The sequence below is a fragment of the Desulfuromonas sp. CSMB_57 genome (assembly GCF_020194955.2).
In the GTDB taxonomy this organism is placed as follows: domain Bacteria; phylum Desulfobacterota; class Desulfuromonadia; order Desulfuromonadales; family Syntrophotaleaceae; genus JAFCIY02.
In genome coordinates, this window is sequence record NZ_JAFCIY020000006.1 from 116,557 (window position 1) to 141,021 (window position 24,465).

Sequence of the window (24,465 nt, forward strand, 5' to 3'; positions counted from 1 at the left end):
ACTCCGTACCTGGATCCGAGCCGGCTCCGATCTGGGAGCAGCGCCCTTAAAACCTGAAGTAAAACATGAAAAACCCCCTGTCAACACATTGATGACAGGGGGTTTTATATCTTCCATAAAGGTCGCCTATCGGCCACTCAAAACCGACGACGCCACCCATCCGCTATAGATCAGATAGCAAAGCAAGAGCATCAAGCCCTCCAGACGGTTTATGCGACCCGGCCTCCCCCGGAAGCCATATCCCAGGATAAACAGGGACAAAGTCAGCAAGCTCATGACCAGGCAATCCCGGGTCAGCACCTCCTTGGCTACCGTCAGGGGCTGAATGGCCCCGGCAATGCCGACCACGGCCAAGGTGTTGAACAGGTTGGACCCGAGCACGTTGCCCAGGGCGATTTCATGTTCGCCCTTGCGGGCCGCCGCCAGGGAGGAGGCCAGTTCGGGCAGGGAGGTGCCGATGGCCACGACCGTCAGGCCGATGACCAAATCGCTGACTCCGAAAGTTTGGGCAATGGCCACCGCCCCCCAGACCAGCACCCGTGAACTGACAATGAGCAGCAGCAAGCCCAGCAACAGCCAAGCCAGCGCCCCATTCCGGGACAGGGCATGGGTCCGCAATTCCTGATCCACCTCCAAGGCCAGCGGATCACTGTCCGGTTGCCTTCCCTGGCACAAGGACCAAAACATCAAAACACTGAAAACCGCCAGCAGCACCCCGGCGTCCAAACGCGACAAATGCCCATCCAGCAGCAGCAGAACCGCCAGCACCGTCACGCCCATGCACACCGGCAGCTCCTTGCGCAAAACCCTGGACCTGACCGGAATCGGGCTGATGATCGCCGTCACCCCCAGGATCAGAGCGATATTGGCGATATTGGAACCGAAGGCATTGCCGAGGGCCAAACCCGGATTGCCCTGCGCCGCGGAAAAAGCCGAAACCACCATTTCCGGGGCGGAGGTGCCAAAACCCACGATCAGCATACCGATGAGCAAAGGCGACATGCCGGCATAGCGCGCCGTCATGGCCGCCCCCTCCACAAAGCGGTCGGCACTCCAAAGAAGCAGCAACAGACCACCGATCACGGCAACCAAAGGCCACAGCATTACATTTTCTCCTGAATCGAATCACGGGTTCATCAAGGCCGCCGCAGACACAGCATGAACCATGCCCGGGCCAACCTCTGCCATCCCAAGTCAAGATGATGCGTTATGGTTCTTATTTGCTTTCCCGCACCACGGACAGGGTTTTCCATTTTCCGCTACGATAGCGCAGATAAAACAGGCCGCTGAAACTCAGGAAGAAGGCGATGAGCACCAACCAGGCGGACTGGGGCGGCAACTCCAGAACCTTGAGGAACAGCACCAGCACGGGAATCAGCAACCAGTGTAAGGCCACCGAGGCGCACATGGCCCAGAGGGTATCTCCAGCCCCGCGTAAAGCACCGCTGAAAACCAGCATCACCCCATCGGCCAACACCCAAAACGCTGCCAGACGCAGCATGGTGGTGGCCAACGGAGCAGCCTGGTGGAAGACGATATCCATCTCACGCGGCTGAAAGACCGCCACCAGTTGCCCGGGAAAACTGACGAACAACATCAGGATCAGTGAAGAATAGGCCCATGCCATCTTCAGACCGGAGCGGGTGACACGCTCGGCGATGTCGGGCCGACCGGCGCCCAGATAGCGGCCGACCAGGCTGACCACACCGATCTGGATGCCCAACAGCGGCACGAAAGAAACCAGGTCCCAGTTGAAAACGATGGTCACCGCGGCTGCCGTCACCAGGCTGTGGCCATGGAAGATCAGGATCATGGACGTGAAGGCCAGGAGGTTGAGAAACATCTCCACACCGGCCGGAGAGCCATAGCGCAGTAGTTTTCCCATCACCTGGCCATCGAAACGCAACGAAGCCAACACCCCGTATTCCTGTCGATTACTGCGACCAAGATAGGATGTCAGCAGTACCAGCAGGCCGCACAGACTGCCGAGCAAGGTGCCGTAAGCCGCTCCGCGCAAACCGAGAGCGGGCAAGCCAAGCTTGCCGAAGATGAGTACATAGTTGGCGCCGACATTGACCACCATGGCGGTCATGGCTGAAAACATCACCACCCGGGTGCGACCGATGCCGGAAAAAAAACTGCTCAGACAGGTGCGCAGCAGGACCAGGATGGCCCCGTAAAGCAGAATATCGAAATAGAGGCGTTGCTGTACCAACTGCTCGGGCGACAGGTCCATGATCCGAAACAAACCATGGCCAAGGGGCCGAGCCGCCAGGATCAAGGGAGTGGCCAGCAGGGCCAGCAGTCCGGCCTGGGTCAGGACCAAGGCGCAGTTTTCTTTACGTCCGGCCCCCAGGTACTGGGCCGACAGCGCCGTGGCATAGCCGGTCAGGCCGATGAAAAAGGTCATCATCATGAAGGCGGTCAGACCGCCGGCCATGGCGGCGCTCATGGGCACCGGCCCGAGTCGTGACAGGAACACCCGATCGGTGAAAATCAGCACCGTTTCGCTGGCATGGGAGATGACCATGGGTAGAGCGACGGTCAGCATCTCCCGCAGGCCGCCCTCTACGGGAGGGGTCCCAGCATTATTCTGGCGTGTTTCCAAAGTCATTGGCAATCCGAACCTGCCCTTTGCGCCCTCTTACGGGCACCAAAAAGCGCCGGGCCCGCAGACACCAGCGCTTCCAGATTTCAACCCATTGCATTCCTGCCGGCACAAAACCAGCAGCCGCCCTGCCCCTCAGCGGCGTTTGCGGCCGACGTAAACCTCCTGCCCCGTGGTCACATCCAGGTATACATCGACACCCGGCTCATGGCGCAGGAATTTGAAGTTTTCATCCAGATCATCCGCTGAAACGAAGCGCACATTGGCACTCAGGGACTCTTCGTACTGCCAGCCGGCCGGAGTGGCCAGGGTCATGGGCGGCGCCGGACGTGGTGCAACAGTCCCCTTGGGTGCATGATGAAGCCAGCATGCGGTAACCTTCTGTTCGGGCGTGGCCAGAGGCACGCGCGCAAAATCCAGCCACTTTACCGGCACCAGGGGGCCACGGATCTGATCGATCACGGCAATATCGATGGCCTGCTCCTCATGCATGAAAGTCAGCCCGCCCTGCACCAGCGTCCGGATGTATGCTTCAGCTTCGTTGGAGGCCATGAAACCGATACGCGCCAGATCATCATCAAAGCAGAGGGTCTGATTGGGCACCCCGCGCATGAAGCCCAGCCATCCTCCGGAATACTTCATGTTAATGGCATCCATGCGGACAATGATGGAAATGGCTTCAACAAGAACCGGCATAACACCTCGCAGCAGATTTTTTGGAATAAGATGAACGAAGTGGAATAATAGCAGTTTTCTCCGGTTTTTTAAAGACCGCAGTCTCCCTCCCGACACCCAAACTGCCGGAAAGTCGCTTCCGGCCGAAAAGAAACTGGTAGACTGAAGGAAAATCCATCAGGGAGGCCAGCCATGAAAGAAGCCCTGCTTTACGACAAACTGACGGGAAATCGGGTTCGTTGCCGGCTGTGCGCCCACCACTGTGCCATTGCCGCCGGACAACTCGGGCTCTGCCAGGTGCGGGAAAACCGCGACGGGGTCCTCTATACCCTGGTCTACGGCCGCACCATCAGCCAGGCCGTCGATCCCATTGAAAAGAAACCCCTGTTCCACTTCCACCCCGGCTCCCTGTCCTACTCCATCGCCACACCGGGCTGCAATTTCCGCTGCGCCTGGTGCCAGAACTGGGAAATCTCCCAGATGCCCCGCGAGCAGCACCTCTTGGGCGGCCACCCGGCCTCCCCCGCCCACATCGTTGCCCAGGCGCAAAAGGCCGGCTGCCGGTCCATCGCCTACACCTACACCGAGCCGACCATCTTCTACGAATACGCTCGTGATACGGGACTTCTGGCCCACGGCGCGGGCCTGGCGAATGTGTTCGTCACCAACGGCTACATGACCGGCGACCTCCTCGATGACGCCCGTCCCTGGCTGGATGCCGCCAACGTCGACCTGAAGGGCTTCCGCGATGAAACCTATCGCCATCACATCGGCGCCAAGCTGCAGCCGGTCCTCGACAGTCTGATCAAAATGAAGACCCTCGGACTGTGGCTGGAAATAACCACCCTGATCATTCCGGGCCTTAACGACGATCCGGTCGAACTCCGCGAGTTGGTGGATTTTGTGGTCAAGGAACTGGGTACCGACACGCCTTGGCACATCAGCCGCTTTTTTCCCCAATACCGTATGAATCACGTGCCGCCGACCCCCGTGACAACCCTGCACCGGGCGGCGGCCATCGGCCGTGAGGCGGGATTGCGTTACATCTACCTGGGCAACGTCGCGGAAAAAGCCGACACCCTCTGCCCCGACTGCGGTGAGGTGGTGATTCGTCGCCTCGGCTTCCAGGTGGTGGAAAACCACCTCCGGCCTGACGGCGGTTGCCCGGCCTGTGGCAAAGTCATAGCGGGAATCGGCATGGGGCCAGGGAAATGAAATACCGTGGCTGTCAATAGCCTCGTTTTCGGCTGCGAATGCGGTGCAGGCGTTCCGAAAAGCCACCCTTATTTTCAAACTCTTCGGCCAGGCGTGCCATCTGACGATCCAGCAACGCGCAAGCCACGGCGATCAAGACCAAAACCGCGTTGGCCGCGAGTTCAGGATAAACCTTGGTATGGCCAAAACACCCGCGCTTCTGTTAAGCTGGCGAGGCAGTTCAACATCATTGGGCACTGCATGCCCGCCAATTCACACCGAGGAGATCAGCAACGTGCTTGCGGAAGAAATGTTGATGCTGGGCTGCCCCTACTGCGGGGCAGCGCTGCACCAGACCCTGAGTTGGTTCAAAAAGACCTATTCCACCTGCCCCGCCTGCGCTAAGGGCCTGGCCGCCACGCAGTTCGAGGCCACCATCATCGCTTTGGAACAGGCCATGGACGAAAGTATCGATGAGATGGTGAACGGAAAGACGCCGGAAGGCTGTTGCGGAGGGCATTAAATCGACTTCTCGAGCAGCGGTTTGATGAATCTCTCGAAAGTGACCTGTTGTTTGGCGGTCAGCAGGTCGACGTTGCCGTCCAGATCCAGCAGATAGGTACCCACCCCGACGACGGTACGGACCAGATAGCCGCTGCCGGCAACGATTTGTTCAATCTCATCGGTGCGTTTGGTAATCAGGTTTTTCAGCGCGTCCAGATCGATAATCATTTTCCCTGCTCCTGATAAATGGGCAAAAAAATAACCTCCGGTGGTGCCGATCCGCGACTCAGGGCTGTTCGCTCTGCCATATTACTCATGCCCACCCGGGACCCTTCAGGCTTCCCGTTCCGAGACGGGCCTGCTCACCGGGACCTCATCGGGGCATTTTCTGGAAGTGTTGGCGAACATCGATCAGCGGTGTCGGCACCCCAGAGGTAGCCATTCTCCGTCTTCTACAAGTATTTTAGCACATTTAGCTTTCCTTTTGCGCACCATTTCCGTCCCCTTCGGCAACCACCGGCATGGAGGGATTGAACTCTCGAATGAAGATCTCCCAGAAAGCCACGAACAGCGCCGCGATCAAAGGGCCGACGACAAACCCGTTCATTCCGAACAGTACAATGCCGCCGAGGGTGGAAAGCAGCACCATGTAATCAGGCAGCTTGGTGTCGCGGCCGACCAGGATGGGGCGCAGGATATTGTCCACCAGTCCGATCACTCCAGCTCCAAAGGCCGCCAGGATCAGTCCCGGCACCCATTTGCCGACCGCCACCAGATAGATGGCCACCGGCCCCCAGATCAGACCGGCGCCGACCACGGGGATGAGGGACAACAAGGTCATGATCACCCCCCACAGCAACGGCCCCGGCAGGCCCAGCAGCCAGAAGATGATTCCGCCCAGGGTGCCCTGGACCGTGGCCACCACCAAGTTGCCCTTGACGGTGGCCCGGGTGACCTCGGCAAACTTGGCCAACAGCAGGCGCTCGCAATCGTCGCCAAGGGGCAAGGCGCGAATCAGCAGATCCACCAGTCTCGAGCCATCGCGCAGCATGAAAAACGCCATGTACAGCATCAGACCCAGGTTGATAAAAAAGCGCAGGGTCCCGCGTCCGAGTTGAACGGCATTCTCGGCCACATGCCGGCTCAGGGTGATGGCTAATTCGGAAAACTGGTCCTGAAGAGCACTCAGGTCCAGACCAAAGCGGTCCATCATGGCGGTCACAGCCGGCACCCTCTGTTTGACGCCATCAAGGAAAGCGGCGGGATTGAGTTCGCCGGTCTGCAGTCGTTGATAAATCTGGGTTCCTTCCTGAAAGAAGGAGCCCAGCACGAACAGGACGGGAACAATGCCGATGAGCAGGCAAACCATCAGCGTCGTCAACGCCGCCAGATTGGGCCGCTGCCAGGTCCGGAGCAGTCTCAGGTGGAGGGGATGGAACAGAATGCCGATGACGCAAGCCCAAAAGACCGCACCGAAAAACGGTTTCAGCAGAAACAGAAACAGCAGGGATACCAGGGTCAGCATCAGCAGGAACGAGCGCTGCTGCAGCTTTGCCTGACCGTTGCGATTGTACTGGATGGCGGACGAATCGCCGCCGCCTAGCTCCGGTTTCTGCGAATTTGCAGCATCTTCTTTCATTTCAGGCATTTACTCCGCCCCCTTTGGCCCCGGGTCAACATCGTGGATGAACCTGATGTCATCTTACACGACCTCTTTTTTCGTTCAATCGGAATTTTTGGCGATCGGCTTTCGCGCGACCAATCCGCGGCCGGCGGGCCCAAAAGTATTGCCGGCATTCCATTGCAAAATTCCGACAGGTTGATATGGTATAGCAGCATCAAGGAGGTTTTTGCATGAGCCGACAACTGGCCCGTTCCAGAAACAATCGGATGATCGCCGGGGTATGCGGCGGGTTTGCGGAGTATTACGGTTGGACCCCGTGGGTCGTACGATTTATCTACGTGCTGGTCAGCATACTCAGTGCCGCCTTCCCGGGAATTCTCATCTATCTGCTGTTATGGATTCTGATGCCCAAGGCGGAAACATAGCACAAGGTGGTCGCCTTTCAGGCCAACAGCGAAGAAGCGGGGGATTTTCCGGCATCACGCTGAAAACGTCACCGACAAGGAGATCGACAATGAAAAAGCGGCTATGGGCAGTACTTTTTGGTGCGCTCCTGGGCGGGCTGCTCCTGCCAGGCTGTCCGGAAAGGAATCCACAGGCAGCGGAAGTGGACGGCGGGAAAATTCTTCAGACCCGCTGCACGGTCTGCCACGATACAGGCAGAATTGAACGTGCCGGCCACGATCCGGCCACCTGGCGACAGACGGTCGACCGGATGATGGGCAAAAGCAACTTCGGTCCCAAGCTGACAGAGAGCGAACTGCAGGCGCTGCTGGAGCACCTTGCCACCCTGAAGCAGTAACCCTGCTCAACGCTCCGAAATGGGCCTCTTTCTCCATTCGGGACGCTCCCCGGTGGAGATGGGCTTACCGGGCCTGTAGCAGACCCATTAAATCTTCCAAGGATTGAGGTCGGCCGAACAGGTAGCCCTGCCCCAGGGCGCAACCCAGTTGTTGCAGCACGGCCGACTGGGCGGCGGTTTCCACCCCTTCTGCGACGATCTCCATCCCCAGGGTCGTGCCTACGGAAATGAACGCCATAACCAGGCCGGCCTTCTGCGGGTCGGCTTCGATGCCGTTGATGAAGGAACGGTCGATCTTGAGTACATTCATGGGAAACCGGCGGAGATAATTCAGCGCCGAATAACCCGTGCCAAAATCATCGATGGCGATGGAAATGCCCAAATCCCGAAAGGCCTCGAAGGTCGCCCGGATCTCCCGGTTGTCCTCAATCATCAGGCTTTCGGTGATCTCGAATTCCAGCCATTCTCCACGACAGCCCGTCTCTTCCAGAATCCCTTTCACCTCTCCGGCCAGATCGTGCTGGATAAATTGCCGAGAAGAAAGGTTGACCGCAATTTTAAAAGATGCGGCACCTTCCCGGTTGAACCGCACGGCCGCGCGGCAGGCGTTAGCCAGGATCCAGCGACCGATCCCGATGATGGCACCGCTCTCCTCGGCGAGAGTGATGAACCGATCGGGCATCAACATGCCGCGCTCCGGATGGTGCCAGCGTACCAGGGCTTCGGCGCCGACCACCTGGCCGCTTTCCAACAGCACCTTAGGTTGGAAGTGAAGTTGCAGTTCCTCGTTCCTGCAGGCGTGCCGCAAGGCCGAGAGGAGGGACATCCGGTCAGCGGCATGACGGGAAAGGGCCGGCGAATAACATTGAAAATTGTTGCGGCCCTGCCGTTTGGCGCTGTACAGGGCAGTGTCGGCAAAGGTGAACAATTCATTCAGATCGTTGCTGTCCCAAGGATGACAGGCGATGCCGATGCTACCGGAAACAAATATTTCCTGGCTGTCAATATGAAAGGGCCTACGTAGGGTATCCAGGATTCGGGCAGCTCCTTCGGTGGCGTCACCGACGGCCTGGATGCCGGTCATCAATATGGCGAATTCGTCGCCCCCCAGCCGGGCGATGGTATCGCATTCGCGTATGCAGCGCGGCAGACGCATGGTCACCTGACGCAACAGTTCGTCGCCGGTCTGGTGACCGAGAGTATCATTGATGTCCTTGAAATGATCGATGTCGAGGATCAGCAGGGCAAAGGGTTTGTCCGCCGCCTGCACCGGATCGGCCGCATCCCTGAACCGCTTTTCGAACAGGGCCCGGTTGGGCAGGCCGGTCAGGGTGTCGGTAAAGGCCAGGTGTCGAGCCAATTCCCGTTGCTCAACCATTTCGCTGATGTCGCGCACCACCACCAGTACCGATTGGACCTCCACGCCATCCTTGCCGAATTCCGGTTGGAAGCGGGCATGGGCCCAGCGGGCCGGGTTCTCTGAGGGGCTTGGATTGAATTCGAGTTCCCGGGGCTGTCCGCTTTCAAGAGTTGCTTCGAGAGCGGCGCGATAGGTGGACAGATCAAAGGACGGGGAGTTTTCCAAAGGCCGGCCAAGCAGTGCGGTCTTGTTCTTGCCGACCAGGCGTTCGAAGGCGGGGTTGACGTAAAGCCGGCACAACTGCCGGTCATAACGAACGATGGCGTCGGGAAAATTTTCCGTCAGGCTGCGAAATTCCTGTTCGCGGGCCATCAACAACCGTTCGGCTTGGTTGCGGGCGGTGACGTCGCGACAGACACAGATGTTAATGAACGATGCCATCGGGGTGCCGTTGATCTCCACCTCGCGAAAATCACCGTCCTTGCGACGCATGCAGGTTTCGAGAAACCGTTCCTCATCGGGCGGATGCGAATCCGCCATGGATTCTATCTCGGAACGGCTGAAACGAGCATCCCAGTCCCAGGGATGCATACCGATCATTTCCCCGGGCTCATAGCCGAGCATGTGGGCAAAAGCCGGATTAACTTCCAGGACCGAGTGGTTGCTGGGGTCGAAGATCACTATACCGTCGTAGGAATGCTCCATCAACAGTTGCCAGCGTGCAAGCTCCTGCCGCAGGTTGTCCTGCTGGTGTTTGGCCTCGCTGATGTCCCTGACCACGCAGAAACTCACCGGTTTTCCTTGCCACTGGATCTGCGTTGAGCTGATGGTCACATCCAAAATCCGGCCGTCCCTGCGCCGGTGGCGGGTTTCGAATCGTCGTTCCGACCAGTCGTTGTCCGCGAACCGTTGTTCCAGTTCCTTTTGCGACCAGTGTGCATCCCAATCCCAGACCTTCATCCGGCACACTTCTTCCACCGTATATCCGAGCATTTCGGCAAAGGCCGTGTTGGCATCGATCACGCCCGCCGTTTCCATGTCCATAATAACGATGCCGTCAATGGACTGCTCCATGAAGGTCCGATACAGGTCGGCGCTCAAGGCACCGACCAGCGGGGCCGCAATGGCATCGGGCCTTTCAACCGCCGGTTTAGGCTTGCCTGAAGCGTTTTCCGGTGGATGTTCAGAGAAGGGCTTATGGGAATCGCACATGGAGACGGATCCGGCCTTTCGTCACGGCGCAAAAGGATTTTCGGGCACTTTGATATATGCCAATATTGTGCCAAGGTTTCGAGAAATAAGGGAAAGGTGCGATGCGGTTCGGCAAAAGGCGATAAAATGAGCCGTTGGGGATAGTCAAAAATAAAAAGTCTTAATCGTTTTGTGTCAATTTTTTGATCATTACATTTCAAATAAGGCGTGAACCACGAAAGTGAACCTTCCAAACTCCCTTCATGGTTCGAGGGCCAGGCCCGCCGCCTTCCAGGCCGCTACCCCGCCCGCAAGCGCGCCGAGATTGCGATAGCCCTGCTCCCAAAGCTCGACTGCCCGACCGGCAGACGTGTTTTCATCCGTTCAATTGCAGTAGAAGATAATCTCCTGTTCCTTTGGGATTTCGGCCAGCCTGCTGCGAAAATGATGCAGCGATTCGGCTCCCTGCAAGTGCATGGACGCGAACTTCTCGTCGGAATCATGAGCACAGACCAGAATCGCCTGGCCCGCATCCAGGCGGCGGCGGGTTTCAGCCGGGGTGACGCGCCTTACCTCGGACTTCTGCATGGCTTACCTCCTTGAAAAGGTTTCCGTCACCACAACTTTACCCGCCGCCCCCGCGAATGCCATGCCCGCCGCAAAAATAAGACAGATTTAGCGAGTTCGGGCGGCCGGACGGCCCGTCACTCTTCCTCCACCTCCTGCAACGCCGGTGGTTTCAGCAGAAACATGAACACGATACCGAGCACGGCGGCGGCCGAAGCGATGATGAATGCCGGCTGCATTTTCGCCAGATCCGTACCCACCACCTTGTTGACGCCATCGACCACTTCCACGATATTGGCCAGGTTTCTATAATAACCGGCAATATACGAAGAAGCGATGGCTCCGACACCGAAGCCGAGCAGAACGATGCCGTAATTGACCCCCATGTTCCTCGGTCCCCAGAAATCCGCGGTCAGGGCCGGAAACACCCCCAGGAATCCGCCGTAGGCAAACCCCATGATACCGATGAGCACGAAGATCATCAGACCGGGCACGGCGCTGACAAACAGGCTGCTGACGGCCGTCGCCCCCAGCAGAATCAGGATGGTGTTTTTTCGGCCCAGTTTGTCCGACACGTAGCCCCAGAAAACCCGTCCGATGGAATTGAAAATCGCGATGATCATGACCCCGACCGCGGCGACTTCGACGGTCAGACCCTTGGCCACGGCAATGGGCGAAGCAAAGCCGATCATCATCAGCCCCGACATGCAGGCCAGCAACAGGGTCAGGGTCACCAGGTAGAACTGCCGGGTTTTCACCATCTGGCTGGGCTTGAAATCCTGATGATGCGCCATATTGCGCCGATTCGCCACCGGCCCGCTCCAGCCCTCCGGCTTGAACCCGACCGGCGGATTTTCCACGAACAGCGCTCCCAGGATGGTCACCACCAGGAAGATGACGCCCAGCCAGAAAAAGGTTTGCAATTCGCCGCGCTCGCCGAACCGAACAATCAGCGCACGGGCAATGGGCGTAAAAATTACGCCGCCGAAACCCAGGGCCGAGACGATGATCCCGGTGATCAGCCCCCTTTTGTCCGGGAACCATTTCTGGCAGCAGGCGATGAGGGTGGAATAGATCATGCCCATGCCGAAGCCGCCCAGCACCCCGTAGGTGAGCCACAGCAGCCACGGCGCCGCGGGGGTGGAAAAGGAGGCCAGAATGAACCCCAATCCCAGCATGGCGCCGCCGATCATGATAACCGGCCGCGGCGAGGTTTTGTCCTGCATCCGGCCGCCGATGGTGCTGCCGAAGGTCAGGACCCCCAGCAGCAGGGAAAAAGTCAGCGCGGCGGCCGCGTTGTTGCCGCCGAACAACTTGTTGGCGATGCCGGTCTGAAAAACCGACCAGATGTAGGCCGTACCCAGGCAAAACTGGATGACGACGCAGGCCACTACCGGAATCCAGCGGTTCCTGAGGATGATCGGATGTTCACTCATAATTGCTCCCTTTTTGCGCCAATGCCGAAAACGTTCAATCGAATTCAATCCCGCCTGTTGCCATATGCGAATAAAAAATCGTTTTACTGAGGGCTTCGGATATCAGGTATGGCGGCTTCGGTCAAGGGAATTCTTTGTTTCCGCTGTAATCAGGGGGGCCTTGCCTTGTTTCGAAAACCTGCGTTAGACTTGTTGCACATCCTGGATCCCGGTCACTTGCGAGAGGAGCCCGCTCTCTATGAATAATTCCGGCAGGAACACCAGCCCCCGCCCCGGATGGCATTTCGACAACAGCTACACCCGGCTGCCCGAGTACCTGTACGCCCGCCTGAACCCCGTGCCGGTGGCCGCGCCCAAAATGGTCATTTTCAACCGGGCCCTGGCCCAGGACCTGGGATTGGATGCCGGATTGCTGGCCGGGGAGGAAGGGGCCGCCGTGTTCTCCGGCAACCGTTTGCCGGCAGGCGCCGAACCCATTGCCCAGGCCTATGCCGGCCACCAGTTCGGACATTTCACCGTCCTCGGCGACGGCCGGGCCCTGCTGCTGGGGGAGCAGATCACTCCGCACGGCGAGCGCTTCGACATTCAGCTCAAAGGCTCGGGACGTACGCCCTATTCCCGCAACGGCGACGGGCGGGCCGCCCTGGGACCCATGCTGCGGGAATACCTCATCAGCGAAGCCATGCAGGGCCTCGGCATCCCCACCACCCGCAGTCTGGCCGTCGTTCTCACCGGTGAACCGGTTTATCGGGAAACGACTCTTCCGGGAGCGATTCTCACCCGCGTGGCAGCCAGCCACATCCGCGTCGGCACCTTCGAATATCTCGCGGCCCATAAGAAGCCGGACGGACTCCGCATCCTGGCCGAATACACCCTGCGCCGCCATTTCCCCGACCAGATCGAAGCGGAAAATCCTTTCCTGGCCCTGCTGCAAGCCGTACAGGAACGGCAGGTGTCCCTGGTGGCCCGCTGGTTGCTGGTCGGCTTTATTCACGGCGTGATGAACACCGACAACATGGCCCTCAGCGGAGAAAGCATCGACTACGGTCCCTGCGCCTTCATGGACCGCTACGACCCCGCGACGGTGTTCAGCTCCATCGACCACGGCGGGCGCTACGCCTACGGCCGCCAGCCCTTCATCGCCCAGTGGAACCTGAGCCGTTTCGCCGAAACTCTGCTGCCGCTGTTGAACGAGAATGAGGAAACAGCCGTCGAGCTCGCCAACAACTGCCTGAATGCGTTTCCTGAGCTGTTTCGCAAAACCTGGCTGTCGGGGATGCGGGCCAAACTGGGACTGTTCAACGAGGAGGAGGAAGACGCCGCGCTGGTCCATGATTTTCTGGCCTGCCTACAGCAGGCCCAAGCGGACTATACCAACACCCTGCGCGACCTGGCCCTGGAAACCCCGCCCGACGGCCCGCCCTTCCGCCACCCGGCCTTTATCGAATGGCAACAGCGCTGGCAACTGCGGCAGAGTCGGCAGCAGGAGCCGATCCAGGCCTCCCGGGAGCTCATGGATGCTCACAACCCGGCGGTGATTCCCCGCAATCACCGGGTCGAAGCCGCCCTCGAAGCCGCCGGACGGGGCGATTACGCGGTATTGGAAACGCTCCTCGAGGTTGTGGCCCGGCCCTACGACCATCGCCCCGAATATGCCGCTTATCGCGAGCCGCCGCCTGCTTCCTCCCAGCCCTACCGGACTTTCTGTGGAACCTGACGGGCGCCATGCATCCAAAGGCAGTAACGGGCGCGGCTGGTTGGATGGAAGGCAAAAACATAAGCAGGCCAGGGCCTGCATCATGGAAAGCACATCCCGTTACCACCGCTGCCATTCCCAACGAAGTGCCACCGGAACAATCCTGCCCAGCTGAACTTGTTCAGCTGGGGCCGTTTGCCTCTGGCTGGATCGAAGACGTTTTCACGTAAGATGTGGACCCGTTGATAAAAGCCGCCGCCTCCCGCGAATGCCATGCACTCCGCAGGAGAAAGGCCCTTTTTGCTTACTTGTGGCCGCTTGGATAAAAAGAAAGGCGTCCTGCGGGACGCGACCCGCGATCTTGCTTTTGACCTTGGATACTATCCACGTCAAAACCGGAAAACCAGGTTCGCCGGTCCCGGCCGGCAGCCGGGATCGTTGGCCTCTCGGTGATTCGAAGACGCTGCCAGGTAAGTCGTGAACCTGGTTTTGCTGTGTCAGTTGGTCAGAGACTGAATCGGTGCCGGAATCCGACCGCCGCGGGCGATGAAGACCTCGGAGCTGAAATTGTGTACCGGCATCACCGGCGCGATGCCGAGGAGCCCCCCGAACTCCACCATATCCCCCACCTTCATCCCCGGCGCCGGAATGATGCGCACCGCCGTGGTTTTCTTGTTGATCATGCCGATGGCCATCTCGTCGGCGATGATGGCCGAGATGGTGGCCGGCGAGGTATCGCCCGGCACGGCGATCATGTCGAGGCCCACGGAGCAGACGCAGGTCATGGCCTCCAGCTTGTCCAGGGTCAGGGAACCGCGCTGCACCGCCCGAATCATCCCCTCATCCTCGCTCACCGGAATGAAAGCCCCGCTCAGGCCGCCCACGGACGACGAAGCCATGGCGCCGCCCTTCTTGACGGCGTCATTGAGCAGCGCCAGGGCGGCGGTGGTGCCGTGGGTCCCGCAGCTTTCCAGGCCCATGGCTTCGAGAATGGCGGCCACGCTGTCGCCTACCGCCGGGGTCGGCGCCAGGGACAGATCCAGCACCCCGAACTGGGCGCCAAGGCGTTGGGCGACCTCCCTGCCGACCATCTCGCCCATGCGGGTGATCTTGAAGGCGGTCTTCTTGATGCATTCGGCAATCTCCCCGAGGGAAGGATTCCGCAACTCCCGCACGGCGTGGTTGACCACCCCCGGCCCGCTGACCCCGACATTGATGACGCAGTCCGGTTCGCCGATGCCGTGGAAGGCGCCGGCCATGAAGGGATTGTCGTCGGGAGCGTTGGCGAAGACCACCAGTTTGGCGCAGCCGAGGCCGCCGGCATCCCGGGTCGCTTCCGCGGTCTGCTTGATGATGCGGCCCATGAGGGCCACCGCATCCATGTTGATGCCGGCCTTGGTGGTCGCCACGTTGACGGAGGCGCAGACCTTGCGGGTGGTGGCCAGAGCCTGGGGAATGGACTGGATGAGACGCAGGTCGCCGGGCGTCATGCCCTTCTGCACCAAGGCGCTGAAACCGCCGACGAAATCGATGCCCACCTCGTGGGCGGCCCGATCGAGGGTGTGCGCCACGGAGACCAGATCCTCCGACTGACAGCTTTCCGCAACGATGGCGATGGGCGTTACGGAGATGCGTTTGTTGATGATGGGGATGCCGTACAGGTTCTGGATCTCTTCGGCGGTCCGGACCAGGTTTTCGGCGCAGCGCAGGATGCGGTCGTAGACCCGGCTGTTGAAGGTTTCCAGATCCGGATGGCAGCAACCGCGCAGGTTGATGCCCATGGTGACGGTGCGGATATCCAGATGCTGGGTGGTCACCATCTTGATGGTTTCAAGAATTTCCTCGGGATGAATCAGCATGGCCGGCCTCCTCAGATGCGGTGCATGAAGCGGAAAACATCCTCATGCTGCACGATGACCTCCACACCCAGTTCCTTGCCGATGGCCTGCATGGCCTGCTGAAAAGCCGCCAGGTCAAAGTTCTCCCCCTTGGCTTCGGCCAGCATGATCATGGTGAACAGGTCATCCATGATGCTCTGCCGGATATCGGCGATATTGACCTGGTGTTCGGCCAGCACCCGGGTAATTCCGGCAACGATGCCGACCCGGTCCAGACCGATGACCGTAATGACGAAACGACTCGATGACATGGGCAATCCTTTTTGGTTATTCCTCATGCAAAATCTGCACGGCAAAGGGTATCAGGTCCATTGCAAGGGCAAAGGTGGGACAAACGCACAATATGAAGATAAAGCACGACGAGGTCAAGACTGGAGGTGCTTCCTGTCGCAGAAAATCCGCCCTATGGAGAGGGTTTTAGACGCAAAATTGCCCCGACCGGAAAGTGATCAGAGCCGCCCGAATCTTTCAGGGTCCCGGCCTGGATGGCAACCAAGTTATCGTTGAAAAAAATGTGATCGATACGCGCCAGGGCCGGCAAGGGAATGCGGCCGCGAACTCTCAGCGAAGGGGAAGGATAGGTAAATCCGAACCCGAAGCCCGCCTGCCAATGAGCATTGGACAGATACTTGGAGAGCATGCCATAGGTTTGCGATTGATCGGTGGTGTTGAAGTCTCCGCCCAAAATTACCGGCCCCTGTTTGTGGACGATGTCTTCCTGTAACAGCGTGGCAATCTGGAGGCGGCGGCGCTGCCACCCGCCCCGTCGCACAAAATGCGCGTTATAAACCGTAATGCCGGCATCCGGAGACGCCAGAACCACCTTCTGCACGCGCCCCATCCCCTTCGTGATTTCTTTGGGTGCAAGCGGATATCTACTGATCACCGCCAGTAGAAACTTCGGCTCATAGGTATAGTAGAGGTCCTGCTTCTCATATAGGCCCTGGAGGCTATGTTTGAGTCTCTCGAATACCTTGGGTGTGATTTCCTGCAAAAGCAGCAGATCCGGCTGTTCCGTCCGCACCACATGGGCCATGCGGTCCACATGCGAATTTTTCGACCAGACGTTGTAACTGAGGACCTTGAGTTCCATGGCTCCCGGCACGGACACCGCCTTGCGCGGCCAGAACAAAGGGGCATAAGCGGCCATGATGATAACCACCGAAATCCCCAGCAAGGCGGCGAGAGCGCGTTGCTGCGCCAGCAGGCCCCACAGTGCTCCGGGCACCAATCCAAGCAGCAGCCAGGGCATGAGATAGCCCGTATAACGCGTCAGGACCAGTTGATCGCCAAAGATCCAGGACAGGATCAAGCCGGCCAACACCAGGTATCCAAAAAGCCACCAACCAGAAAAAAAAACCAATCGCATGGTCCTTATCTTTTCCTTTTTCGCCTTGTCTTGAAATCCATGGCCGAGTAATGATACCTATCATCAGCCGCAGCAACCGCCCCAGCCCCGCCTGAGATCGGAGTGAACATGCCGTATTTAAAGGGTCAACTGATCAAAATCCTTGCCGATTTCTTCGAGAACGACTACCGCCGCATCCAGCATGCCGTGAATGTCCTGCAGCATGCCGAAATCCTCATGGAAACAGCTCCGCCCTGCGACGGCGATGTGGTGTTGGCTGCGGCCCTGCTCCACGATGTCGGCATTAAACCTTCGGAGCGGGAACTGGGCTACAACAACGGCAAGACCCAGGAACAGTACGGCCCGCCCATTGTCCGGGAATTGCTGACCGGTATCGGCCTTCCGTCCGAAAAAGTGCGGATGGTGGTCGACATCGTCGGCAATCACCATTCGCCGTCACGGTTCGATTATCCTGAATTGGCCATCCTCAAGGAAGCGGATCGTCGGGTCAATCGCCTGGAGGAGGGCTGCCGGGAAGGATGTTGAAGTTGCACCGCCAGATATTTTCCGGGTCGTAGCACTGCTTGACCGCCTGCAACCGGGCGAAGTTTTTATCGTAACACTCCTTGATGAGATCCGCCTGCGCGCCGGTTCCGCCGGGAAAGTTCAGATAGGCTCCGGCGCGCGAGGCAGGACGCAGGGCCTCCACAAAGTCTCCCACCCAGGCCACGTTGGCCGTCGCATGCTCCCGCCCCTCCCAGTTGGCCTCCACCGCCACCATGAATTGGCAATCCCGCTTGCAGAAGGCGGTTTCCGACGGGCTTACCCGGTTCATGGCCCCGCCCAGCGCCCAGATGTTCACCGAGGACAAGGACGATGGTCCGCTTCCGGCGTAATGCACGATTTGCTCGATGGTCGCCGCATCGAGGTCGTTGAAAAACAGGGAATTCCAGTAATAGCAACGGCCCGCCGGATAATCCTTGTCGAACATGCGCTGCACGCCGAGGTGATAATCCATGGGGGCTGAAAGATCGGCGATGGGCTGGTCCCATTCCCGCAGGGGCCGGATGACTTCTTCGCCCCGTTCAAAGGGCCCGGAATAGCAGGCCAGAAACGCCACCACCGGTTGGCGGACAACCTTTCCGGCAGCTTGCATGGGGCGGCCGCGCAATACGCAGAAGGAGCTGAGTTCGTCCGGTGCGTCGGCCATGAACTGGCGCCAAAAACGAATGGCCTGCTGCGCCTTGGAATAGGGGTAGAGCACGGTGGCAAACCAGACCTGACGGCCAACCGGCCGCAGGCGATAGGTGAAGGAGGTCACCACGCCGAAATTGCCGCCGCCGCCACGCAGGGCCCAGAACAGGTCGGCATGCTCCCCGGGGCCGGCCGTGATGGATTCTCCCTGCGCCGTGACCACATCCAGAGCCAGCAGGTTGTCGACCGTCAAGCCATCGCGGCGCAGCAGCCAGCCCATACCGCCATGCAGGGTGAGCCCGCCGATGCCGGTACGGCTGACCACCCCGACAGGGACGGCAAGCCCGAAGGGTCGGGCCGCCGCATCGACATCGCCCAAGCGGGCACCGGCCTCGACCCGGGCCGTCAATAACGCGGAATCGACCTGGACACGGTTCATGCGACCGAGGTCGATGACCAGGCCGCCGTCGCACAAGGCCTTTCCGGCCACGTTATGCCCCCCGCCCCGTACCGAAGCACGTAATCCATGGGCACGCATGAACTTGACCGCCGCCACGACATCGGAAACCTGGGCACAGCGCACGACCAGGGCCGGCCGCCGATCGATCATGCCGTTCCAGATTTGGCGTTCCGTTTCATATTCCGGATCCCCCATCCGTACCAGGTCACCGCGCAATTGCGCGGCCAAATCCCCCAACTGGCTGTCGGCGAGGGAGGTCCAGTCATCTTCCAAGGTGGCAATTCTCAAAGGCATGGGTCTCCACTTTCTTCCAAGGATGCCAAATTATCAAACCAAGTCCATTGTAACGCGAATAAACGGGTGTCACCATCCAAGGCTGACGGGAAAAATGCCGGATGGATGTGCTAAACCGGGGGCGGTGATAAGACAGGTATTCTGGGCGGGGCTCCTGCAACCGGGCGCAGAGGAGGGGCTGCCGAGGGGATTGCAAGAGTTGGCCGGCTGGCGAAAGCGGGAAATCGCCACCGCGGATGGAGAGCGACACGGTCGACCCTACCTGCCGGAAATACAGCGAAGCGGTTTGGGTCAAGCAACCGTTACGCGATGCTGAAAGGATTCTTCAGGCGATAATCCGGACTACTGATTCCTGTCACGGAAATATCGCCATGTTTCCTTCAAGGAAAACCCTAATCCAATCAGCGCAAGAGAAAAAGTACCGAGAAGAAAACCATGCCAAAGGACAAGATTGACACTTCCCATTGTCTTCCTCCTTTGAAAATTACATAACAATATTGTTTGCTTACACCGCATCCGGTTACAGAATCTTCCGGAGCGGACTGGGGCAACCAAAAAATACACATGTCATATTTGGCATTTTACAACTTCAGGACTGCAAATCAAATAAAATTTGAGCATACGATGAACCATCCAATGAAATTTCCATGGCGGAGCGAGATAATGCACACCATTTTCAAATCTTCGGCAAGTATCGCTGGAGAAAAAAGGAAATCACAAAAAAAACCCGACACTGTTTGACGTGCAGCATCGGGCTTTGAACGACAAGTGGGCCTGGGGCCGCATCAACGAATAAAATTCATAAAACGTTTCTTTTCCCTCTCCGGCGGCACAATTTTTCCTTGTCCGTTTTCCACGATTTTCATCAACCATGCCATGTTTTTTCCAAGTACCCGCATGATCTGCACACCCTCTTCATCCTGAACGGCTTCACCGGGAAGAGTACCATGGATCACATTCCAGTAATTCGATGTTGCTATCAACATCTCGGAATAGCAAAGATAATTGTTCAGCTGATCAAAGGTCGGAAGGCCGCCGGAACGGCGCACGGCCACCACCGAAGCACCGACCTTGTGTCGCAACATGCCGTTGTTGAAACTGGTCACATAAAAGGCTCGGTCGAGGAAGGCTTTCATGGTACCCCCGATGGCCGAATAATGAACCGGTGAGCCCAGGATGATACCATCCGCCTGCTTCATCTTCTGGATCCACTCGTTGACCTCGTCACCAGGGAGGACGCATTCCTCATTCTTATTTTTGATACACTGAGCGCAGGCGATGCACCCCCTGATCGTTTTATCGCCAACGTGGAAAATTTCTGTCTCTATTCCCTCAGTTTCCAGTTCTTTGGCAACGATTGTTATTGCATAATAAGTATTGCCTTCTTTGTTGGGGCTTCCATTAAAAGCTGCAACCTTCATAAGCTATTTCTCCTTTTTAAAAAGTGGTCTCGACTTCCAACCCGGCTTCCTCAGTTTTCAACTGCCATGCGTTCATCTGTTGCCATAGAGGAGATACTCCAAGAGTGAAACTTGCTATCATCGGTGCTGGCGCTGTAGACTTTTTCCTATTAAAACCCCTTCGGGTTTGAAAGAAGTTTACCACGCTTACCTGAAATTGATAACAGTCGATCGGTACAGTCGCTACCACCCAAAACGAAGCCTTCCGCCCACCGGAAACCGCGTCCTCCAAGCCTGGATGGCCCCCCGCCTCTGCTTAAATATTCACCATGGATGTCTGCTGAATGCCCTGGTCGCCGCATGACAAACGGCTATATCGGGGTTTTGAGGCCTTTTCAGATTGGTGAGCCTTTTGCAGAACCACATAAAGAAATTACCTACCCTTACAGCCCGTCATTGACTGGTAGCGTGTTTTCGGAGAATAACTGGCTGGCGAGACGGCCAGCGATGACTTCAGCAGCCCAATTAATCCCCAAGGAGGCACATCAATGCAGGGCTATACCGAAACCATGCGGCGTTGGGCCACGGATTACAGGCGGGTCGGTGTGTTGCCGGATGCCGATGGCACCGGCGAAGTCGGCTTGGGAGCCGAGGAAGCCGGCCGAAAGATAGCGGTGCGCTTCACCATTGCCGTTCGTGAGCAACATATTACCGCGATTCGCTACCAGGTATTCGGTTGTGGTTACTCCATGGCCACCTGTGCCGCGGTCGCCGAACTGGCTACCGGTACCGAAATTGACCGGGCGCAACGAATCGAGGCCGCGCAGGTGGACGCTTTGCTAGCAGGTTTGCCACCCGACCGCGGTTATTGTGCCGACCTGGCCGTGGCAGCCCTGCATGCGGCCATCGCTAGTGCCGACAGCCGGACCGGAACGGTGCGTTCCTTGTACGCGCCTTCGCCTGCAGAACATGGCCCGAAGGTGAATGACCAGGACCCGATCTTCCGTGCATTGATGGCAGCGACCGGGCCACCTGGAACCACGGAGGAGGATCGCCACCTGTTTACCTGCCTGATGGCTGTGGCATCACAAGAACCCGGTCCGCCCCATGAGGCCTTGGGATTGCAACGGGAAGAATTGGTATTCCTGAAGCGGCATTTTTTCCCGGGCAGCGATACCGGAATCGCTCAAGGCACCGACACGACAGGCACCAATAGTTCCCCAGAGCCAAACCAGGAGGTGCGCGGCATTCTGCTATCCCATGTGCCCCTGCTGCCATCGGGTGAACCGGATCCGATTGCCTTGCTCCTGGCCAAAATCATTGCCGCCCGGACTGCCCATCCCGGGCACCTCTGGGTCGCCATGGGCCTGTTTGAGCGGTCCCAGTTGAGCGCGGCAATCCGCCGCCATCTGCCGAGCCTGTTCACAGCCAACCATCGCAAAATGCGATGGAAGCGGTTCCTGTTCAAAGAGGTTTGCAACCAAAATGGCGGCTTCATGTGCAAATCCCCCAACTGCGGAGAGTGCAGCGACTATGCCTTGTGCTTCAGCGGGGACGAGTGAGAGGCCGTAGCGCCCTGCCTCGGCTCAGTGTCCCGTGCGGTTAGTCGTGTCGAGAAATTCTGAGCGATTTGGGTTGCTGGCAAGGCGCGCCGATGCAGGCCTAGCCAGAGTCAAGTCGAGCAGGCGGAACGTAGCCAGCGACCAAAAGGGCCGGAATTTGAGGACAAGAACCGCACGGGACACTATCCCACCTGGATCAACTCAATCTTGTAGCCGTCCGGGTCTTCAATGAAGGCGATATGGGTCGTGCCGTGCTTCATCGGGCCCGGCTCGCGTACCACCTTGCCGCCGGCTTTCTTCAACCGGTCGCAAAGGGCATAGATATCACGAGCGCCGATGGCGATGTGGCCGAAGCCGTCGCCCATGGCGTACGCTTCCTTACGCCCCCAGTTATAGGTCAGTTCGATCACCGCCTGCGACTTCTCGTCGCCATAGCCGACAAACGCCAAGGTGAATTCGCCGCCAGGATAGTCGTTCTTGCGGAGCAGTTTCATCCCGAGAATACGGGTGTAGAAGTCAATGCTGCGTTCCAGGTCCAAGACCCTGATCATGGTGTGCAAAACGCGAAATTCCATCTCGTCGGCCATAATGGACTCCTTGGATTGTTAGGCTACGCCTGGTTGGTTATCCCGAAAGGAATGTGCACTGAAGGCAATACGCTGGCGGCCGATTCCAGATGCAATTTTTGATCGTCGAAAAAGATATGGGGGTTGAGGACCTCCAGCACCTTTTTCTTTTCGATGCCCCCCAAAAAAAAAGCATCGTTGATGTTGATCCCCCAATGCCGCATAGTATTGATGACGCGCCGATGAGCCGGGGCGCTGCGTGCCGTAACGATGGCGATGCGCAGTTTTTTGACGTAGGCGCTGTCCGCTTCGGCTCGTTGCTCCTCCATCAGCTGGATTCCGGCCACCTTTTCGAGGAAGGTCTTCAGAGGCCCCGGGCTGTGGGGCACCAAAGCCTTCTCCAATTCGTGCATCTGGAAAGCCACCAGATTCTCGGTCTGAAACACCGACTCCGCTTCATCATCGGCCAGCACGCCGTCGAAGTCGAAGGCGATGCGCAGCTCCCGGTCATCATCCAGATCGGAAAACTGCGATTGGAGTACCTGGCCGGCGGGCATGCCGGCATGAATGGCCTGCCGGACATCGGCTTCGTTGGCCGACAGAAACAGGCTGATGTTCAAGGCCGGAATATACCGATGCGGGGTTCCCCCTTCCAGAAACACCGCCCGCGTCATGCCCAGCCGATAATGCTCGATGGAGTTCATTACCCGCAACCCGGTATCCGGGCTATTGCGGGACAGCAGCACGACCTCCACCGGCGGATTTTCCAGATCGAGTTCGTTGAGGGAAAGCAACCGCCGGATAAAAGGAAATGCGACCCCCTGGCTCAAAGGAACATCCTGCTTCTCGCGCTGAAACTCGCGATATCGAATGGGCCCCCGAGTGCGGTAAATGGCGTCGGACTCCTCAAGGTCGAACAGGGCACTTGAGGCCAGGCCGACGACAAGACGGTTATCAAGGATGTAGGGCATGTTTCCTTCCTGGCTGGTTTAAGGTTCACCAGTACTGTGATTGGTCGTGGAAAGCGTCATGGCTGCTTTTTCAGGCTGACGTCCTGAACATGATACCCATTGGAGTAAATGGCGCCCCGCAAGTGCTTGGGATCGACGATGTTGAGTTCGAACCGGATATCGAAAGAATCCGTCAGCACCCCCGGAACGATCAAGCGGCTGCGAAAGGAAAATTGGACCTTCTGTCCTTCGATATCCACATGAAGTCGCTGCGGATCGATGGCCACTCCGGGGTTGGCATTCCACCCGGTCAACAGTTCCACGGAAACCCGGCCGTCCTTCCATTGGTAAAAACGCAGATCCGATCTGTTCCCGCCGCCGAAGCCCATGAGGCCCTTCCATGCCCCTTCAAGCAGGGCCGGGACGCGAAGCTGTTCCGCCTGTTTGTCGCGCTGGTATTCCAACTTGTTGATTTGACTTCTCACCGCTCCAGCGTCGGGGGCCTGGGGCGCCAGCTCCAAATAGCGGCGAGTGGAGTCTGGTCATACCGGAGCATTCTTCCACATCGCCGCCAGTTGTAAAGAAATAATTGGCCCCGACCGTCTTCGCTCCGCTACGCCACAAATTTTCCGATTGCCGGCAGATTATCGCTCCAAGGCCTCTCCCCCAATCATTTTTGCAGGATCATGGGCTGAATTGCACCATAACCCCTGTGGCGAATCCCAATGGATAGCCGCCTCAATATTTTGACAATTACTTTCATTTTCTTCTTGACCATTCCCTGCAGATTTGGTTAGGTTTGAAAACCGTTTTCAGTTTCACCATATCCTTTACCGGGGCGACGCCAGCCGGGTCATCCCGCCAAGGTTCGATAGCCAGCGCTCAGGGAGGCAGCAAAAATGTTAAAACTCAGCATGCGGCAGATGAAGGAGAATCAACGGGGGGTCATCGCGGCGGTTCGGGCCGGAGGGGAACTCGGCAAAAGAATCCGCGACATGGGACTGGTTCCCGGCACCGAAATCAAGATTCAGGGTCGGGCGCCCCTGTACGATCCGGTGGCGATCCGGCTTATGGGCTTCACCCTTACCCTGCGCAACAATGAAGCCGATTATATCGACGTGACAGTGGAGGACTGA

At 58.3% G+C, this 24,465-nt stretch carries 24 protein-coding genes, 1 other RNA gene and 1 pseudogene; 8 read left to right on the forward strand and 18 right to left on the reverse strand.

The features are described from left to right. Positions 1-126 precede the first annotated feature (126 nt). From JQN68_RS02495 to JQN68_RS02505, 3 genes are all read right to left on the reverse strand, one after another. A complete protein-coding gene (locus JQN68_RS02495) occupies positions 127-1,104 on the reverse strand; it encodes a calcium/sodium antiporter (protein WP_225071374.1) in 978 nt (325 codons plus the stop codon). Positions 1,105-1,216: 112 nt separating this feature from the next. Continuing rightward, positions 1,217-2,614, reverse strand: coding sequence for an MATE family efflux transporter (locus JQN68_RS02500; RefSeq protein ID WP_225071373.1), 1,398 nt, complete (start codon positions 2,612-2,614; stop codon positions 1,217-1,219). Positions 2,615-2,743: 129 nt separating this feature from the next. Next, the gene (locus tag JQN68_RS02505) at positions 2,744-3,304 is read right to left on the reverse strand and encodes a hypothetical protein (RefSeq protein WP_225071372.1); all 561 of its coding nucleotides are present in this window, start codon (positions 3,302-3,304) and stop codon (positions 2,744-2,746) included. Positions 3,305-3,475: 171 nt separating this feature from the next. Between JQN68_RS02505 and amrS the strand changes: the two genes are divergently transcribed. Beyond that, positions 3,476-4,498 carry an AmmeMemoRadiSam system radical SAM enzyme gene (gene amrS / locus JQN68_RS02510; RefSeq protein ID WP_225071371.1) on the forward strand — a complete coding sequence of 341 codons (1,023 nt, stop codon included), beginning with the start codon at positions 3,476-3,478 and terminating at the stop codon, positions 4,496-4,498. A 13-nt stretch (positions 4,499-4,511) separates the two neighbouring features. Here the strand turns inward: amrS and JQN68_RS02515 are convergent. Continuing rightward, positions 4,512-4,652 (reverse strand): annotated as a pseudogene (locus JQN68_RS02515) (four helix bundle suffix domain-containing protein); the annotation flags it as partial. 120 nt (positions 4,653-4,772) lie between these two features. On the opposite strand from JQN68_RS02515, the gene JQN68_RS02520 reads away from it, so the two are divergent. Continuing rightward, positions 4,773-5,000 (forward strand): hypothetical protein, encoded by a 228-nt coding sequence (locus JQN68_RS02520; protein WP_225071369.1) that lies wholly within the window; start codon positions 4,773-4,775, stop codon positions 4,998-5,000. Here the strand turns inward: JQN68_RS02520 and JQN68_RS02525 are convergent. The 3 genes from JQN68_RS02525 to JQN68_RS02535 form a co-directional block, all read right to left on the reverse strand. After that, on the reverse strand, positions 4,997-5,209 hold the full coding sequence (locus JQN68_RS02525; RefSeq protein WP_225071368.1) for a hypothetical protein: 213 nt from the start codon (positions 5,207-5,209) through the stop codon (positions 4,997-4,999). The two genes, JQN68_RS02520 and JQN68_RS02525, sit on opposite strands and share 4 nt — an antisense overlap. Before the next feature lie 30 nt (positions 5,210-5,239). Then, positions 5,240-5,419: non-coding RNA, 6S RNA (gene ssrS, locus JQN68_RS02530), on the reverse strand. A 34-nt stretch (positions 5,420-5,453) separates the two neighbouring features. Further along, entirely contained in the window at positions 5,454-6,629 is a 1,176-nt protein-coding gene (locus JQN68_RS02535; RefSeq protein ID WP_225071367.1) for an AI-2E family transporter, read from the reverse strand. Positions 6,630-6,835: 206 nt separating this feature from the next. On the opposite strand from JQN68_RS02535, the gene JQN68_RS02540 reads away from it, so the two are divergent. Further along, the gene (locus JQN68_RS02540; RefSeq protein ID WP_225071366.1) at positions 6,836-7,030 is read left to right on the forward strand and encodes a PspC domain-containing protein; all 195 of its coding nucleotides are present in this window, start codon (positions 6,836-6,838) and stop codon (positions 7,028-7,030) included. Positions 7,031-7,119: 89 nt separating this feature from the next. Next, positions 7,120-7,407: a hypothetical protein gene (locus tag JQN68_RS02545; RefSeq protein ID WP_225071365.1), complete on the forward strand. Its 288-nt coding sequence runs from the start codon at positions 7,120-7,122 to the stop codon at positions 7,405-7,407. Between the two features lie 64 nt (positions 7,408-7,471). Here the strand turns inward: JQN68_RS02545 and JQN68_RS02550 are convergent, their stop codons facing one another. From JQN68_RS02550 to JQN68_RS02560, 3 genes are all read right to left on the reverse strand, one after another. Then, on the reverse strand, positions 7,472-9,979 hold the full coding sequence (locus tag JQN68_RS02550) for a sensor domain-containing protein (protein WP_225071364.1): 2,508 nt from the start codon (positions 9,977-9,979) through the stop codon (positions 7,472-7,474). A gap of 363 nt (positions 9,980-10,342) precedes the next feature. After that, entirely contained in the window at positions 10,343-10,546 is a 204-nt protein-coding gene (locus tag JQN68_RS02555) for a rhodanese-like domain-containing protein (RefSeq protein WP_225071363.1), read from the reverse strand. Between the two features lie 116 nt (positions 10,547-10,662). After that, a complete protein-coding gene (locus JQN68_RS02560) occupies positions 10,663-11,961 on the reverse strand; it encodes an L-lactate MFS transporter (protein ID WP_225071362.1) in 1,299 nt (432 codons plus the stop codon). A 238-nt stretch (positions 11,962-12,199) separates the two neighbouring features. Here JQN68_RS02560 and JQN68_RS02565 point away from each other — a divergent pair, with 238 nt between their 5' ends. Continuing rightward, the gene (locus tag JQN68_RS02565) at positions 12,200-13,678 is read left to right on the forward strand and encodes a protein adenylyltransferase SelO (RefSeq protein WP_225071361.1); all 1,479 of its coding nucleotides are present in this window, start codon (positions 12,200-12,202) and stop codon (positions 13,676-13,678) included. 476 nt (positions 13,679-14,154) lie between these two features. Here the strand turns inward: JQN68_RS02565 and JQN68_RS02570 are convergent, their stop codons facing one another. The 3 genes from JQN68_RS02570 to JQN68_RS02580 form a co-directional block, all read right to left on the reverse strand. Then, positions 14,155-15,516: a PFL family protein gene (locus JQN68_RS02570; protein ID WP_225071360.1), complete on the reverse strand. Its 1,362-nt coding sequence runs from the start codon at positions 15,514-15,516 to the stop codon at positions 14,155-14,157. Positions 15,517-15,527: 11 nt separating this feature from the next. Continuing rightward, positions 15,528-15,806 (reverse strand): ACT domain-containing protein, encoded by a 279-nt coding sequence (locus JQN68_RS02575; RefSeq protein WP_225071359.1) that lies wholly within the window; start codon positions 15,804-15,806, stop codon positions 15,528-15,530. 152 nt (positions 15,807-15,958) lie between these two features. Next, positions 15,959-16,924: an endonuclease/exonuclease/phosphatase family protein gene (locus tag JQN68_RS02580; RefSeq protein ID WP_225071358.1), complete on the reverse strand. Its 966-nt coding sequence runs from the start codon at positions 16,922-16,924 to the stop codon at positions 15,959-15,961. 108 nt (positions 16,925-17,032) lie between these two features. On the opposite strand from JQN68_RS02580, the gene JQN68_RS02585 reads away from it, so the two are divergent. After that, positions 17,033-17,449: an HD domain-containing protein gene (locus JQN68_RS02585; protein ID WP_225071357.1), complete on the forward strand. Its 417-nt coding sequence runs from the start codon at positions 17,033-17,035 to the stop codon at positions 17,447-17,449. Here the strand turns inward: JQN68_RS02585 and JQN68_RS02590 are convergent. Together JQN68_RS02590 and JQN68_RS02595 are read right to left on the reverse strand one after the other, a co-directional pair. Beyond that, positions 17,412-18,851 carry an FAD-binding oxidoreductase gene (locus JQN68_RS02590; protein ID WP_249620994.1) on the reverse strand — a complete coding sequence of 480 codons (1,440 nt, stop codon included), beginning with the start codon at positions 18,849-18,851 and terminating at the stop codon, positions 17,412-17,414. The genes JQN68_RS02585 and JQN68_RS02590 overlap by 38 nt on opposite strands. Before the next feature lie 785 nt (positions 18,852-19,636). Then, entirely contained in the window at positions 19,637-20,272 is a 636-nt protein-coding gene (locus JQN68_RS02595) for a flavodoxin family protein (protein ID WP_225071355.1), read from the reverse strand. A 527-nt stretch (positions 20,273-20,799) separates the two neighbouring features. Between JQN68_RS02595 and JQN68_RS02600 the strand changes: the two genes are divergently transcribed. Further along, positions 20,800-21,813 carry a nitrogen fixation protein NifQ gene (locus tag JQN68_RS02600; protein WP_225071354.1) on the forward strand — a complete coding sequence of 338 codons (1,014 nt, stop codon included), beginning with the start codon at positions 20,800-20,802 and terminating at the stop codon, positions 21,811-21,813. Positions 21,814-21,995: 182 nt separating this feature from the next. On the opposite strand, the gene gloA is transcribed toward JQN68_RS02600, so the two are convergent. The 3 genes from gloA to JQN68_RS02615 are packed head-to-tail and all read right to left on the reverse strand — an operon-like array spanning position 21,996 to position 23,814. Continuing rightward, a complete protein-coding gene (gloA, locus tag JQN68_RS02605) occupies positions 21,996-22,400 on the reverse strand; it encodes a lactoylglutathione lyase (protein WP_225071353.1) in 405 nt (134 codons plus the stop codon). Between the two features lie 23 nt (positions 22,401-22,423). Continuing rightward, positions 22,424-23,350 carry a 5'-nucleotidase gene (locus JQN68_RS02610; RefSeq protein WP_249620995.1) on the reverse strand — a complete coding sequence of 309 codons (927 nt, stop codon included), beginning with the start codon at positions 23,348-23,350 and terminating at the stop codon, positions 22,424-22,426. 56 nt (positions 23,351-23,406) lie between these two features. Next, positions 23,407-23,814, reverse strand: coding sequence for a hypothetical protein (locus tag JQN68_RS02615; RefSeq protein ID WP_249620996.1), 408 nt, complete (start codon positions 23,812-23,814; stop codon positions 23,407-23,409). A gap of 414 nt (positions 23,815-24,228) precedes the next feature. On the opposite strand from JQN68_RS02615, the gene JQN68_RS02620 reads away from it, so the two are divergent. Further along, on the forward strand, positions 24,229-24,465 hold the full coding sequence (locus JQN68_RS02620; protein ID WP_225071350.1) for a FeoA family protein: 237 nt from the start codon (positions 24,229-24,231) through the stop codon (positions 24,463-24,465).

Bases quoted from the DNA above. Each gene is read 5' to 3' on its own strand.
- JQN68_RS02495 (WP_225071374.1), bottom strand. From the start codon at position 1,104: ATGCTGTGGCCTTTGGTTGCCGTGATCGGTGGTCTGTTGCTGCTTCTT.
- JQN68_RS02500 (WP_225071373.1), bottom strand. From the start codon at position 2,614: ATGACTTTGGAAACACGCCAGAATAATGCTGGGACCCCTCCCGTAGAG.
- JQN68_RS02505 (WP_225071372.1), bottom strand. From the start codon at position 3,304: ATGCCGGTTCTTGTTGAAGCCATTTCCATCATTGTCCGCATGGATGCC.
- amrS (WP_225071371.1), top strand. From the start codon at position 3,476: ATGAAAGAAGCCCTGCTTTACGACAAACTGACGGGAAATCGGGTTCGT.
- JQN68_RS02525 (WP_225071368.1), bottom strand. From the start codon at position 5,209: ATGATTATCGATCTGGACGCGCTGAAAAACCTGATTACCAAACGCACC.
- JQN68_RS02535 (WP_225071367.1), bottom strand. From the start codon at position 6,629: ATGCCTGAAATGAAAGAAGATGCTGCAAATTCGCAGAAACCGGAGCTA.
- JQN68_RS02540 (WP_225071366.1), top strand. From the start codon at position 6,836: ATGAGCCGACAACTGGCCCGTTCCAGAAACAATCGGATGATCGCCGGG.
- JQN68_RS02545 (WP_225071365.1), top strand. From the start codon at position 7,120: ATGAAAAAGCGGCTATGGGCAGTACTTTTTGGTGCGCTCCTGGGCGGG.
- JQN68_RS02550 (WP_225071364.1), bottom strand. From the start codon at position 9,979: ATGTGCGATTCCCATAAGCCCTTCTCTGAACATCCACCGGAAAACGCT.
- JQN68_RS02555 (WP_225071363.1), bottom strand. From the start codon at position 10,546: ATGCAGAAGTCCGAGGTAAGGCGCGTCACCCCGGCTGAAACCCGCCGC.
- JQN68_RS02560 (WP_225071362.1), bottom strand. From the start codon at position 11,961: ATGAGTGAACATCCGATCATCCTCAGGAACCGCTGGATTCCGGTAGTG.
- JQN68_RS02565 (WP_225071361.1), top strand. From the start codon at position 12,200: ATGAATAATTCCGGCAGGAACACCAGCCCCCGCCCCGGATGGCATTTC.
- JQN68_RS02570 (WP_225071360.1), bottom strand. From the start codon at position 15,516: ATGCTGATTCATCCCGAGGAAATTCTTGAAACCATCAAGATGGTGACC.
- JQN68_RS02575 (WP_225071359.1), bottom strand. From the start codon at position 15,806: ATGTCATCGAGTCGTTTCGTCATTACGGTCATCGGTCTGGACCGGGTC.
- JQN68_RS02580 (WP_225071358.1), bottom strand. From the start codon at position 16,924: ATGCGATTGGTTTTTTTTTCTGGTTGGTGGCTTTTTGGATACCTGGTG.
- JQN68_RS02585 (WP_225071357.1), top strand. From the start codon at position 17,033: ATGCCGTATTTAAAGGGTCAACTGATCAAAATCCTTGCCGATTTCTTC.
- JQN68_RS02590 (WP_249620994.1), bottom strand. From the start codon at position 18,851: ATGCCTTTGAGAATTGCCACCTTGGAAGATGACTGGACCTCCCTCGCC.
- JQN68_RS02595 (WP_225071355.1), bottom strand. From the start codon at position 20,272: ATGAAGGTTGCAGCTTTTAATGGAAGCCCCAACAAAGAAGGCAATACT.
- JQN68_RS02600 (WP_225071354.1), top strand. From the start codon at position 20,800: ATGCAGGGCTATACCGAAACCATGCGGCGTTGGGCCACGGATTACAGG.
- gloA (WP_225071353.1), bottom strand. From the start codon at position 22,400: ATGGCCGACGAGATGGAATTTCGCGTTTTGCACACCATGATCAGGGTC.
- JQN68_RS02610 (WP_249620995.1), bottom strand. From the start codon at position 23,350: ATGCCCTACATCCTTGATAACCGTCTTGTCGTCGGCCTGGCCTCAAGT.
- JQN68_RS02620 (WP_225071350.1), top strand. From the start codon at position 24,229: ATGTTAAAACTCAGCATGCGGCAGATGAAGGAGAATCAACGGGGGGTC.